The organism is Candidatus Rokuibacteriota bacterium, from assembly GCA_016209385.1.
GTDB lineage: Bacteria > Methylomirabilota > Methylomirabilia > Rokubacteriales > CSP1-6 > JACQWB01.
This window is the reverse complement of record JACQWB010000233.1, coordinates 1-12,585: the sequence shown is the minus strand read 5'-3', so window position 1 is coordinate 12,585 and position 12,585 is coordinate 1. Positions and strand designations below refer to the sequence as shown.

The 12,585-nt window shown below is 65.6% G+C and carries 11 protein-coding genes; 3 read left to right on the top strand and 8 right to left on the bottom strand.

Annotated features, from left to right (window positions below):
• The 6 genes from HY726_17415 to HY726_17390 all read right to left on the bottom strand — a co-directional run.
• Positions 1-418 (bottom strand): SAM-dependent DNA methyltransferase (locus HY726_17415; GenBank protein MBI4610776.1); only part of this gene is annotated, 418 nt, incomplete at its 3' end.
• Positions 415-3,099: a DEAD/DEAH box helicase family protein gene (locus tag HY726_17410; protein ID MBI4610775.1), complete on the bottom strand. Its 2,685-nt coding sequence runs from the start codon at positions 3,097-3,099 to the stop codon at positions 415-417. The genes HY726_17415 and HY726_17410, both read right to left, overlap by 4 nt.
• Before the next feature lie 103 nt (positions 3,100-3,202).
• The gene (locus tag HY726_17405) at positions 3,203-3,901 is read right to left on the bottom strand and encodes an ABC transporter permease (protein ID MBI4610774.1); all 699 of its coding nucleotides are present in this window, start codon (positions 3,899-3,901) and stop codon (positions 3,203-3,205) included.
• 32 nt (positions 3,902-3,933) lie between these two features.
• Positions 3,934-4,878, bottom strand: a complete 945-nt coding sequence (locus HY726_17400; GenBank protein ID MBI4610773.1) for a substrate-binding domain-containing protein — start codon at positions 4,876-4,878, stop codon at positions 3,934-3,936.
• The gene (locus HY726_17395) at positions 4,875-6,011 is read right to left on the bottom strand and encodes a sulfate transporter (protein MBI4610772.1); all 1,137 of its coding nucleotides are present in this window, start codon (positions 6,009-6,011) and stop codon (positions 4,875-4,877) included. The genes HY726_17400 and HY726_17395 overlap by 4 nt, the downstream gene beginning before the upstream one ends.
• A gap of 28 nt (positions 6,012-6,039) precedes the next feature.
• Positions 6,040-6,396 carry a LysR family transcriptional regulator gene (locus tag HY726_17390; protein MBI4610771.1) on the bottom strand — a complete coding sequence of 119 codons (357 nt, stop codon included), beginning with the start codon at positions 6,394-6,396 and terminating at the stop codon, positions 6,040-6,042.
• A gap of 316 nt (positions 6,397-6,712) precedes the next feature.
• Between HY726_17390 and HY726_17385 the strand changes: the two genes are divergently transcribed.
• From HY726_17385 to asnB, 3 genes are all read left to right on the top strand, one after another.
• On the top strand, positions 6,713-7,783 hold the full coding sequence (locus tag HY726_17385; protein MBI4610770.1) for a hypothetical protein: 1,071 nt from the start codon (positions 6,713-6,715) through the stop codon (positions 7,781-7,783).
• 778 nt (positions 7,784-8,561) lie between these two features.
• Positions 8,562-9,548 (top strand): flippase-like domain-containing protein, encoded by a 987-nt coding sequence (locus HY726_17380; protein MBI4610769.1) that lies wholly within the window; start codon positions 8,562-8,564, stop codon positions 9,546-9,548.
• A 3-nt stretch (positions 9,549-9,551) separates the two neighbouring features.
• Positions 9,552-11,423 carry an asparagine synthase (glutamine-hydrolyzing) gene (gene asnB, locus HY726_17375; protein ID MBI4610768.1) on the top strand — a complete coding sequence of 624 codons (1,872 nt, stop codon included), beginning with the start codon at positions 9,552-9,554 and terminating at the stop codon, positions 11,421-11,423.
• A gap of 123 nt (positions 11,424-11,546) precedes the next feature.
• On the opposite strand, the gene HY726_17370 is transcribed toward asnB, so the two are convergent.
• Complete coding sequence (locus HY726_17370) at positions 11,547-11,999, bottom strand: DUF2214 family protein (GenBank protein MBI4610767.1); 453 nt, start codon at positions 11,997-11,999, stop codon at positions 11,547-11,549.
• A gap of 12 nt (positions 12,000-12,011) precedes the next feature.
• On the bottom strand, positions 12,012-12,585 hold a 574-nt coding region (locus HY726_17365; GenBank protein ID MBI4610766.1), incomplete at its 5' end, for a methionine synthase.

The window sequence follows — 12,585 nt, the reverse complement described above, 5'->3', positions numbered from 1 at the left end:
TGAAGTACTGGCCCGCCCCCTTCTGCTCGGCGGCGTACTTCTGGAGGAGCCCCTCGTACGCCTGACCCTTCAGGTCCACGTCGAGTGTGGTCCACTCGGTCTCGTCAATCAGGGCAATCAGCTTCTTGAGATTGACCGGCTCCCGGAATTTGGAGAGGGAGCCGGCGAAGATGTCCCCCAGGATTCCCCGCTCCTTGGCCAGCCGACGCAGGACCTCGACGTAGTGATCCAAGAGGTCGGTGCCGGAGCGCTCCCGGATGGTGGGCCACCCGCATCCCTCCGGCAGGGAGAGGCCCTTCTCATCGGCGAGCTTCAGGAACAGGAGGTAAGTCAGCTGCTCGATGTAGTCGCCGTAGTTGATGCCATCGTGGCGCAGCGTATTGCAGAAGCCCCAGAGTTTTTGGACGACGTCGCTCATGCGGCCATCGCCTCGTTGATCTTGTCTAGGAGCTCTTCAAGCCGACCGTTGAACGCCGCGTTCGCCGGGCCCCAGGCGCCGCGTCGCGAGAAGGGAATGGTGTTGAAGTCTGCCTTCTCGATGACGAGGTTTTCGACCAAGTGGGCCTGGATGAGTTCCAACCAGGCCTCCTGCTCCGGCGTGAAGGTTCGGCCGGCCTGGATGCGGGCCATTGCCCTGTTGACTCGCTCCTCGGCGGCGAGCAGAGGCTCACTCCGGGCAGCATGGCGGACAATCGAGATGATGTCGGCAAGAGCGTTCTGGTAAGCCCTGCGGAGGTTCGGCTCGGTGAAGTGTTCGGGCCGGGCTGCAAGCTTCTCTCGCAGCTCCTTGAGGTGCTCAGTTCGAAACTCGGCCGGCCGGTTCAGGAGAATGCGGATGGCCTCGATCCGATCCGGGTTCTCCCTCACGAACCGCTCGAACACTATCAGGTAGTCTTCCGGCTTCAGGTCTCGCCCATCAGCCGTCCTGAAGAGGTACTCGGATACCACCAAGTCCTCCACCGTCTCGGCGACAATGAACGTCCGCTTTGCCCTGGGGTAGTTCTCCAGAAAATCCAGAAGGGCCTCGCTTCGCAGCACGGCCATGGTCTCCGACCAGTTTTGCTCCAGGCGCTCAGGCAGGGAGCGGGCGAAATCGCCGATGTCCTGGCCGGAGAGCAGCGCGGCAAACTGAGCTCGGCCCTCCGCCGAGACCTGCTTAGCGATCCGATGCAGCCGCTTGACCAGAACTCTCACGTTGTAGTCCCGGTCCCGGTTGTTGAAGATCGCTTCGATGATCTCCCGGATGGGTCTCGCGGGTTTAGAGGGAGGATCGACGGTGAACACGCTCGCCCTTCGGAAGTATTCAAGCACGCCGAGGACGTCGAAGACCGTGAAGTGTGTCTTGTGGATCTCATCGCAGCGCCGGGTGCCGCGGCCGAGCATCTGCTCGAAGAGTATCCGGGACTTTACCGGCCGGAGGAAGAGAATGTTCTCCAGGCGTGGGATGTCCACGCCGGTCGAGAGCATGTCAACGGTGACGACGATCCCTGGGTTCGGCCGATTCCGGAACTCCCGGATGCGCTGAAGGGGGCGGTCCACCGTCGAACTGCCGGTGATCTTCTGGACGAACGCGTCCCCTTTGCCAAACTCCTCGCGTAGCATCTCCACGAGCTGGTCGGCGTGAGAAATGTGGGGCAAGTCGTTCACGGCGAAGACGAGGGTCTTGGGGAATGTCCCCCGTTCGGTCTCTTGGGCGCGGGCGTATTTCGCAAACTCCTTGACGATCTTCCTGTTCCGATCCGGAGCGGTCAGCTTTTCCTCAAGGTCTTCTGCCGGGAAGAGCCGCTCGTCTTCCAAGATATCGAAAGTGAGCTGCCCTGTCTCCGTGTCCTTGAGGCCGACTTCCTCCCCCTCCTTCAAGAAGACGCCGTTCATGGTCACGTCCGAGTGAATGCGGACGGCGTCGTAGTCCACCAGGTAACCCTCATGGACAGCCCGCTCGTACTCGTAGCGAAAGACAATGTCGCGAAAGTATGCCTTCGTGTGGGCGGCAGGGGTGGCGGTCAGCCCGATCTTGACCCCGTCGAAGTGATCCAGAACCTCACGCCATTTGCTCTCTTCGGCCGAGGTGTAGCCCCGGTGGCACTCGTCGGCGATGACGCAGTCGAAGGCGTGGATGGGGATGTCCAGGGCGTCAGCGTCGGGCTCTTCGTCACCGGGCTCCCTGCCGGCGCCGAAGGCATCCTCGCGGCCGAAGAGGTTGATCCGCATTCGCTGGATGGTGCAGACGTAAACGAAGGCATCCCTGGGTTTGGGGGCGGTCAGGTACTCAGTAGGAAGGACCTTGGGATCGAACTTGAACTGCTCTTCGAGGTCCTCCCGGCGGAAGCGTTGGCTGAACACCTCGTAGATCCGGTCGAACTTGAGACCTGGCTCGGGCTCGAAGATCGCCATCGCTCCGGCCGCCTGGGCCGCGAGAGCTCGGCGATCCACGAGGAATAGGATGCGCCGGGCGAAGCCGGACTTCATGAGCCGATAGATCAGCCCGATGGTGGTGAACGTCTTCCCGGTGCCCGTGGCCATGGCGACAAGCATCCGGCGCTTCCCCGCGAGGAGGGCCTCCTCGACACTCGCTATTGCGTCGCGCTGGTAGGGGCGCAGGAGCGGATTATCACTGGGATGGTCCCTGAGCCAGGCACCCGCGGCGGCGGCGGCGCGGCCGAGAAATTCTCGGAGGGCTGATGGGGTGTGAAACTTCGCTACCTGGCGGGAACGGCTTTCCTGTTCCCGCAGGTCCTGGAACCAGAAAGTCTCACCGTTCGTCGAATAGATGAACGGCAACCGGAAGCCTTCGAAATTGAACGACCCGCCGCGGAATCCCCTGGCGTATCGCTGGGCCTGAACAAGGACATTCTGGGGGCCCAGGCCGAGTTTCTTGGCCTCAACGGCTGCTAGCGCCTCGCCCCGGTGGAACAGGACGTAATCGGCCGGACCCTCGGCGGTCTCGTACTCTTCGACGGCCGCAGTGTCATAGGAGGCCCCGGGGAGGTAGCGCACGATGGGGGACCAGCCGGCTACCTCCAGAGCATTGTCGATTAAAGTTTTTCTCGTGGCTTTTTCGTCCACCACTTCCTCTGCCAAGCTTCCACTGGCAGGCATTCGGCGCTGGCCGGGCCCGTTTCGATTTGAGAGGAGTATACGGCCTTCACTCTGCTGACAACAAGGGAGGGGACGAAGGCTGTCCCGGGGTGCAGCGATGCTATCAGCTTGGGCGGCGGCGCTGCTGGATCCAGGTGAGGGCCCAGTTCACGAGGAAGGTGATCACGAGGAGGAGGACCGAGAGCGCGATCGCGAGGTCGAAGTTCCCCTTGCCGGTCTCGAGCACCGTGGCGGTGGTGAGGACCCGGGTCTGCCCCCGGATGTTGCCCCCCACCATCATCGAGGCGCCGCCCTCCGAGATGACGCCCCCGAAGCCCGCCATCACCGCCGCCAGCATCGGGAGGCGCGCCTCGCGCAGCAGCATCCAGACGAGCTGGACGCGCGAGGCGCCGAGGGCGAGCATCTGGAGGCGGAACTGGGGCGGGATCTGCTGAACCGCGGCCAGCGTGAGCCCGGTCACGATCGGCGCCGCGATGACGAACTGGGCGATCACGATGGCCGTCGGGGTGTAGAGGAGCTCGAGGAAGCCGAGCGGGCCGCTCCGCCAGAGGAAGATCGAGACGAAGAGCCCCACCACCACCGGCGGGAGCCCCATCCCGGTGTTGATAAGGCTGACGACGAAGCTCCGGCCCGCGAACCGGGTGAGCGCGATCAGGCTGCCCAGCGGGATCCCGACCAGCAGCGAGATCCCGGTGGCGACGCCAGAGACCTGGAGCGAGAGCCAGGTGATCCCGAGCACCTCGGGGTCGCCGGTCAGGATGAGCCGGAGGGCCTGCGCCATGCCTTCCCAGATCAGCTCCATCTTATCCTCCGATTTCCGCTTCGCTCAGTGGACTACCTTTGGTCATGGCTCGGTATCCTCCCTTCGAGCGCCCACCCACGCCTCCGGCGTGGGTACCCGGCCGGCGCAATCTCCGGGGGAGGTTCGGAAGGGGGGCGGAGCCCCCCTCCGAGGAAGCGGATGCCCGCGACGGGGACAAAGAGCGACCGCCCATATTTCTCGACGCCGAACGTCTTGATCACCGCCTGGGCTTCAGCCGACACCAGGAAGCTCGCGAAGGCCTTGCCTCCGGCCGCGTTGACCCGGGGACCGTTCGAAGGGCTCGCCTCCAGCACCGAATAGAGGTTGACGAGGGGCCTGTCACCCTCGAGCAGGATCGCGAGCTTCAGGCGCCGCTGGAACGCCAGGTGCGTGGCCCGGTCGCTCAGCGTGTAGCCGTTCCGGTCGTTGGCGATCACGAGCGTGGCGCCCATGCCCTGACCGGACTCGATGTACCAGGCCCCCTTGGGCTCGACCCCCGCGAGCTTCCAGAGCCTCCTCTCGAGGGTGTGCGTGCCAGAGTTGTCGCCCCGGGAGACGAACCTCGATCCGCTCCTGGCGACCAGCCTGAACGCCTCGACCGCCTTCTTCACCGCCCTCACCCCGGCGGGATCCTCCGCTGGCCCGGCAAGGACGAAGTCGTTGTACATGACCAGACGGCGGTTCAGGAGCTTGCCCTCGGCCATGTACTTCGCCTCGAGCTCTGGCGCGTGGACCAGAACCACATCAGCCTCGCCGCGCGCCCCGAGTACGAGCGCCTGCCCGGTGCCGACGGCGATCGTCTTCAGGGTGTAGCCGGAGCGCTTCTCGAAGAGCGGGACCAGGACGTCGAGGAGCCCGGAGTCCTGCGTGCTGGTCGTGGTGGCCAGGATCACGACGCTCGGCTGAGCCGCGGCCGGGCTCCCTGCCAGGGCGAGAAGAAGCAGGAGCGCGCCCGCGCGGCAGCGCGAGCGCCTCAAAGCCGGAGCCACCCGCGGTCGACCGCCACCCAGAGGAGCATCCCTGCCAGGTATGCGACGCCCATGTTCCAAAGGGCGAGGCCGGCCGTGAGGACCATCACGTAACGGTCCCCGCGGGATTCGGCTCGGTGGTGCGCCGATGCCGCCAGCTCCAATCCTCCGAACAGGAGCACCGTGCCGAGAATCGCCGGAGGGAAAAGGTTGAAGAGCGTCCCGACCGAATTGCCGAGCGCCAGGCCGATCAGCAGGAGAATCGCGCCCAGCATCACGACGGCCCCGCCGGTCCGGGCGCCGAAGCGAACGTGCCCGGCCATCCCGCCCGCGCCGTGGCACATCGGGACGCCGCCGATGGCGCTCCCAAACAGGTTCATGGTCGCGTGGTTGAGGGTCACCGCCCTGACCGAGATCGGCCGGTTTGGAAACAGGGCGCTGTGCTCCTGCACGGTCGCGATGATCGCGTTGCCCAGGGTGAGCGCGGCCTGGGGAAGGCCGAGCCACACGATCCCGGTAACCAAGTCCGTCCCGGTCAGGCGCGCCAGGGGAAATTCAGGGAGTCGAACCCGCAGCGACATCCGGGTGAGCTCTGCCACGAGCCCGGGCCGCTGCGCCAGAGCGACGACGAGGCCGAACCCCAGCAGCGCCGGCATGGCCGGGAATCGCTCGTTCGAGAGGAGGGCAAAGGTCAGCACGACCGCGGCCAGAGCCAGCAGCGGTTGCCCTTGCATCATCCGGGCGCCTTGCACGACGAAGCTGAGGCCGAGGCCGAGGACGATGCCGGCCACCACCGGCCGGCTCGTCACCTTCGCGATCCAGTTCACGGCTCCCGTAAGTCCCATCACGAGCCAGAAGACGCCCGTGAACAGGCCCGACGCCCAGATCGCTCCCGGGGTGAAGAGGTCCGGGCGGCTTATGGCGGCCGTGGCGATGGCTTTCATCGGCTGGACCGGGAGCGGACTCTTGAAATAGAGCCCCGTCAGAATCATGAACAGGCCGAAGGCCACCAGCACCCCGACCGGATCCAGCCGGCTGATGGTGATGTAGCCCACGAGAAACGGGACCAGGGTGCCGAGGTCACCAAAGGCGCCGGCCAACTCGAACCGGTCGTAGCGGTTTCCACCGATCCACGCGCGCATGCGAGCGAGCCCCGGCCGTTATGTCAGATCAGACATAACGATTCCAGAAAAAAGAAGCGCCGAAGGCACGGCCGAAGGCGCGGTCGGCAGTCCGGTTGACCCGGCTCTTCACGCGGCGGTAGCAGCGGATCAGATCCCGGGCTTCCCGCGTGAGCGTCGCGCCGCCGCCGTTCGCTCCGCCGATCCGCACGTCCAGGAGCTTCACCCCCAGGGCCTCTTCGCTCACCTTGAGGAGCCCCCACGCGGCCCGGTAGGACATGCGAAGGCGGTGAGCCGCTTGCCTGAGAGACCCGAGCTCCGTCACCGCCTCGAGAAGGGCCAGCCGTCCGTCGGAGAAGATCAGGCGGCCGTTCGCCTCAACCCAGATCTTGGACTTGACCCTCAAGTGCTTCTGCACAGCGCGCGGATTCTAGCAGGCCGAGGATTCGGTTGTCAAACGCCCCCCGACGCTTCCCGCGCATCGTCCCGATCGTGCGGGCGCGCGACAATCTCCTTGACAGGCGAGGACTCGGGCCGGTACAAATAGAGCATCGGGCGATGGAGTTCGCCCCGTAACCGCCCGCCTTCAACGGGCTGATGACTCCTACTGAAGCGATCCTTCGGCGGGAGTTTTTTTAATTTGGGGGGGCCTCTCCGGGACGCATGGACCTGCTGGTCGAGGCTGAGCTGAAGCGCAAGAACTACGTCCAGCGGGGAGGCGAATGATTTCCAAGTTCGTCGGCTTCTTTCGCCTGATCGAGGCCAGCGGGCAGGAAGGATGCCCGGTCTGCCGCTGCCTTAAGGAGGACGCGATCCGGTACCTCGACGCGCTCCTCTACGAGCAGGTGAACGATCCCGGGACCCGTAAGGCGCTCCACGCCTCCTGGGGGTTCTGCAGCTGGCACGCGTGGCTCACCCGAGAGATCCCTCACAGCAACCTCGGGATCGGCATCATCTCCGAGGATCTCTTGAGCAGGGCCCTCGGTCGGCTTCGAGGACTGCGAGGCAGGCCCCGTCGGGGCCGGCTCACCATAGGGTGGCTCTTCCAGATTGTCGGCCGCGTTCCCCGGATGCCGCTGCTCCAGCTCTGGCAGCGCAAGACAGTCTGTCCCGGCTGCCAGGTCGGTCGGGACGCTGAGGAACGTTATCTTCTCACCATCCTGGATTTCATCGGCGATCTCCAGTTCGACCGGGCCTTTGACCGCTCGACCGGGCTCTGCCTCCCCCATGTCGTCCGGCTCGCCGAGCTCGGGGCCGGCCACTCGAACCTGGCAACGGTCCTGGAACGGATCGAGACGAAATGGCAGCGCCTTCAGGCCGAGCTGAAGAGCTTCGTCGCCAAGCACGACTATCGCACCACGGAGCCGTTCTCTGACGTGGAAGGCCGGTCCTGGAGTTTGGCTATCGAGCTGCTGGCTGGTGCTCCCGGCATTTTCGGCAACGAGCTTCATAGCCGGCGCCCCGCTGGCGCTGAGTTCCTCCCGACGCCACCGGTTCCGCCTGAGCAATCGCCTACCTCAACCTCAGATCTCGAGATGCTTCGGTTCGAGAAGCAGAAGCTGGAGCTGCGGGTGAAGGAGCTCAGCGACCAGTTCAGCGAGGTCTCGAGCCGGGCCGCCGTCCTCCACTACCGGCTCTGGCGGGTGCTCGAGGACCGAAAGGTGCTTGAGATGAACCTCTCGGGCGAACAGGCGTCCACCCGGTTGCTCGAGCAGACAGTCGAGGAGCTCCGGAAGGAGCTCGATCGGTTGCGAGCGCAAGCGGAAGCGGGGTCCGGAGAGAAGGCTGAATGAACCAGAATAAAACTCCGCCAGGATACCAGGAGATCGTGCTCCTGGCTACCATGGCGGAGGAAGGGTGCCCCGTCTGTCACCACGTCGCGGACAGCGATGCTCTGCCCTCGGCGCCCTAACTCGCTCGTATGTCCTGAACAGGTGCGTGAATTGACGGATGGGACCGCCCCGTGTATAGTGGGCCCGTGCTGGAACGGACAGCCCGATCCCGAGCGCTCGCCTGGCTCATCCTGGGCTGGGTTCTCGTCCTGGGGCCGCTGGCCCTCTTTGTTTCGGTCGAGACACCACTACCTCATGGCATCCTGAACGGCGATGATGATGGCGTTATCTCCAGTCCTTGGCACACGGGTCCTGAGCTCGTTGCTCTCGTCCCGTCATCGCCGCCGGTCTTCTCCTCATCCTTGAGCGGGATCGCCCTGGTTCTCGTCGAACGGCCGGCAGTCTTGGTTCCTGTCCCCGCGGTCCCGCCCCGCTCGCCGCCGCTCGCCTAGCAGCGTGTCGGAGTAATGCCCTTCGAGCGCGGGCTCCGCCCGCGCAGCCGATTCCTGGGGGAGGCCTCGGGGGGGGCCGTCGAGGCCGCCGCCGATTGTCCTAGCCCGTTCGAAGTCTGTCCCCAACCCACGGCACCTAGTCCAGCGGGGCCAGCACGGCCGGCTCCATCGCCGGTGGGGAAGGGTCCGGCCAGCTGAGCACGAGGCGAGCATAAAGCAGACACGAGCGAAGACGCATGCTACCCAGTCATTCATCGGCGGCGGCATCACCTCCTGACGGCAGACGCATGGGGATCGTTCACCTGATTCTCCTGGTTTGCGGGCTTGCGCTCTTCGGCGGTCTCGTTTTCGAGATTGGGCCGATGGCTATACTCTCATCCTTCGCTCGCCTCTCCTGGCGTCTGCTCATCGTCCTCTGCTTTCCCTTTTCCCTGGTAACGATATTCGACACTCTAGGGTGGCGGTTTGCATTCGCCCACGACCGAGTCTCCTTCCTCCCGTTGCTACGTGCCAGGCTCGCCGGCGAGGCCTTTAACGCAACGACGCCGACGGCATCGGTCGGTGGCGAGGGCGTGAAGGCGTGGTTGCTCCGGCCCCACGTCTCGTACGAGGAGAGTCTTCCGTCAGTCATCGTGGCAAAGACAACCATAACGATCGCCCAGGGGCTCTTTTTGCTTCTCGGCATCGTCGCAGCGTGGGGAGCCCTTCCAGTTAATTCGCCACTCATGCGCGCCATGCAATGGCTCCTCGCGTTGGAAGTCGCCGCCGTCGGAGGCTTCGTGCTCGTCCAGCTGAAGGGTGGCCTCGCCGCGACCAGCCGTGGGCTCGCGTGGCTGGGTTTCCCGCTAGGCAAGGAACACGGGCAAACCTTGGGAAGGGTGAACGCCGGACTTTCTGGGTTCTACAAGTCTCAGCGGCGCCGCCTCCTGTTGTCCATCGCCTGTCACTTCCTGGGCTGGGTGTTCAGTGCGTTAGAGACGTACGTGATCCTGCATTTCCTCGATGTGCCGGTTTCTCTCACGACCGCGACGGTCATCGAGGCGTTCGGGACCGGCATTCGCTTTGCCACCTTTCTCGTACCGGCCCATCTCGGTGTGCTGGAAGGGGGGCACGTCGCGATTTTCCTCGCGCTCGGGCTGGAAGCCGCGACCGGTTTGTCTTTCAGCCTGGTGAGGCGGGTGCGTGAAGCTGCATGGATCGGCCTCGGGTTCACGGTCCTCGCGGAGCGACGATCGCTGGTTCGCGGTATGCCTACCTCGGCCCCAGAGGCATAGGGTATGTGCGGGATCGCTGGGTTCGTCGCGCCGCCCGGGGAGCGTGCGGACCGGAGCGTGCTCGAGCGCATGGTCGCCGGCCTCCGACACCGGGGTCCCGACGCCGTCGGCTACCACGTGGACGGCCGCGTCGGCCTGGGCATCGCACGCTTGCGGGTCATCGACCTCCTGACCGGCGACCAGCCCATCGCGAACGAGGACGGTTCCGTCCATGTCGTTCTGAACGGTGAGATCTATAACTTCTCAGCCCTTCGGCAGTCGCTCATCAGCCTCGGGCATCGATTCAAGACCCGCTCGGATACCGAGGTCATCGTGCACGCCTGGGAGGAGTACGGCGAGCACTGCCCCGAAGGCTTCAATGGCATGTTCGCGTTCGCCCTATGGGATCGGCGTCGGGAACAGCTCTTCCTCGCCCGCGACCGGATGGGCGAGAAACCTCTCTACTACACGCGAGCGCAGGGATGCCTCGTCTTCGCCTCGGAGCTACGCGCCGTACTCGCTCACCCCGCCGTGAGCCGGGAACTGGACCTCGAAGGTGTCTCCCGCTACCTCGCGTACGACTACGTTCCGGATCCGCACTCGATCATCCAGAACGTCCTGAAGCTTCGACCGGCGCATACCCTGACCGCGACCGACGGAAAGCTCTCGGTCCAGCGTTACTGGGACGTCCCGTTCAAGCCCGAGGCCGCGATCGACGAGCCCACCTGGTGCCTCCAGATTGCCCGACGCCTGGACGAGGTTGTCCGGCTTCGACTCAACAGCGACGTCCCCCTCGGCTGTTTCCTGAGTGGCGGGATCGACTCGGCCGCCATCACGGCAACGGCCGCGGGGCTGCGCGCGGGCATCCGAACGTTCTCGGTGGGCTACGCCGAGAGTGAGTACGACGAACGTCCGTTCGCGCGGATCGTGGCAGCGCGGTTCGGGACGCGGCACGAAGAGCTGGAGGTGTCCGCCGACGATGCCCGTCGCGTGCTGCCGCGGCTCGGCGCGCTCCTCGATGAGCCCATCGCCGACATGAGCTTCGTGCCCCTGTACCTCCTCTCCCGCGCCGCCCGGGGCAGCGTGACCGTCGCGCTCACGGGTGATGGCGGCGATGAGCTCTTCGCCGGCTACCTCACGATGGCGGCCGCGTGGTGGCACGATGCCTTCGCCCGCCTTCCACGCGCGGTGCGACAGGGGCTCCGGAGCGTAGCCGAGCGGGTCCAGGCCACGCCCGAACCGCTGCGTGAGTTCTTCCGAGCCCTCGAGTACCGCCGCGAGGCGCGGAACCAGGCGCTGCTCGGCGGTCTACCGCCGGACCGACACTCGCTGTTGCTCTCTCCGCAAGCGCGTGCGGCACTGGGCGGCTTCGACGCGTATGCGGATATCGAGGCGGCACTTGACGGCTGCGTGTCAGATGATCCGACCGCCCGTCTGATCTATCAGTACTGCAAGCTTTACCTGGCGGGCCAGAACCTGGCCAACACCGACCGCGCCAGCATGGCGGTCGGGCTCGAGCTTCGAGCACCCTTCCTGGACCACACGTTTGTCGAGTTTCTCGGCCGCATCCCATCCCACCTGAAGCTCACCGGGTTCCATCGGTGGAAGGCGCTGCCGAAGCGAGCGCTCGCCGATCGGCTGCCACCCGAGACCCTGAAGCGACGCAAACAGGGATTCGGAGCGCCGTTCGGCCTATGGTTCCGCGGCCCCCTTGCAGAGCCCCTCCAAGAGCTCCTCGCGCCCGAGCGTGTGCGTGCCGGCGGGATCTTCGATGAGGCGGCCGTTTGGCGACTGGTCACCGAGCATATCCACGGCGCGCACGACCATCGCAAGGCACTCTGGGCCGTACTCGTATTCGAACTCTGGCGGACTTCTCACCTGGGCGACGGCGCCTGACCATCATGTGGTCGGGGCCCTGCTCTTCCTGATCGGCGTGGGCCTGGTCCTGTGGGGCGCGGAGCGGCTTACCGACGGCGCCCTCGGCGCGCGGCAGCTCGGGCGAGGTGTGGGGAGCGCGCTTTACCTCAGGCCGAAGCCCCGGGCCATGAAGCTGGCCACGAAGACGATCACGACCAGGAGCGCCAGCTCGATGTGGGTGAGCACGTAGAAGGTGTGCGCCCGCGACGTGTCGGGAACCTGGCCGCGTCCGAGCCGGTTGCGCCAGCGGATGAAGGTCAGCATGGGCCAGACTTCCAGGGCGAGGATGAGCGCGAACAGCCCCAGTTTGGTCCAGAACAGCGTCGAGCGTAGGTAGAACTGCGTCCCCTTCTCCAGCCCCCCGAAGGCGCGCAGCAGCCCGGTGGCGATCACGAGCGCCGCGGCGACCCCCCACATGTTGTCGGCCGCGAAGAGCCGCCGGAGGCCGTTGCGGTCGAGGGGGGCTCTGAGGGCCCGGCCGCGCAGGAAGACGCTCGGCAAGCCGATCGCGATCGCAAGCACGTGGAGCGCGGAGACGATGGCCGCCACGGGGATCCCGGCCGACGATCAGCCGCTGCCGGTCAGCTCCTTCCTGACGATCTGGGCCCCCGCCGCCAGCGCCCTGAGCTTGGCGTTGCACATCCCCCGCGGGCTCCAGCCGAAGCCGCAATCGGGGTTGACGGAGAGCTTCTCCGGGCTCACGAACTTCAGCACACGCCGGATCCGCTCCGCCACATCCTCCGGCGTCTCCGGATAGAACCCTTTCACGTCCACGACCCCGGCGCCGAGCTCCCGCCCGTCCTGGTACTGCTGCCAGAGGTCCGCCTCCGCCAGCTCGCGGCTCGCGAACTCCAGGACGAGCTGGTCGGCCCGCGCCTTGAGGATCCCGGGGAAGTAAGGACGGTAGGAGCGGTTGAAGCGCGACCGGCCGAAGCGGTTGCCGAAGCAGATGTGGTAGGCGAGCTTGGCCTTCACGCCTTCTGTGGCCAGGTTGAAGAGGCGGGCCATCTCCTCCCCCGAGACGTTGCCGCGCGCGGGCTCGTCGATCTGGATGAAGTCGGCGCCGGCGTCCACCAGCCCCTTCAGTTCCGCGTTCACGATGCCGACCAGATCGGCCATCAAGGTTTCCCGATTCTTGTAT

What these genes read in the sequence shown, in the direction of transcription:
- HY726_17380 (MBI4610769.1), top strand. Translation starts at nt 8,562, where the DNA reads ATGGGGATCGTTCACCTGATTCTCCTGGTTTGCGGGCTTGCGCTCTTC.
- HY726_17395 (MBI4610772.1), bottom strand. Translation starts at nt 6,011, where the DNA reads ATGCGCGCGTGGATCGGTGGAAACCGCTACGACCGGTTCGAGTTGGCC.
- HY726_17410 (MBI4610775.1), bottom strand. Translation starts at nt 3,099, where the DNA reads ATGCCTGCCAGTGGAAGCTTGGCAGAGGAAGTGGTGGACGAAAAAGCC.
- HY726_17385 (MBI4610770.1), top strand. Translation starts at nt 6,713, where the DNA reads ATGATTTCCAAGTTCGTCGGCTTCTTTCGCCTGATCGAGGCCAGCGGG.
- asnB (MBI4610768.1), top strand. Translation starts at nt 9,552, where the DNA reads ATGTGCGGGATCGCTGGGTTCGTCGCGCCGCCCGGGGAGCGTGCGGAC.
- HY726_17405 (MBI4610774.1), bottom strand. Translation starts at nt 3,901, where the DNA reads ATGGAGCTGATCTGGGAAGGCATGGCGCAGGCCCTCCGGCTCATCCTG.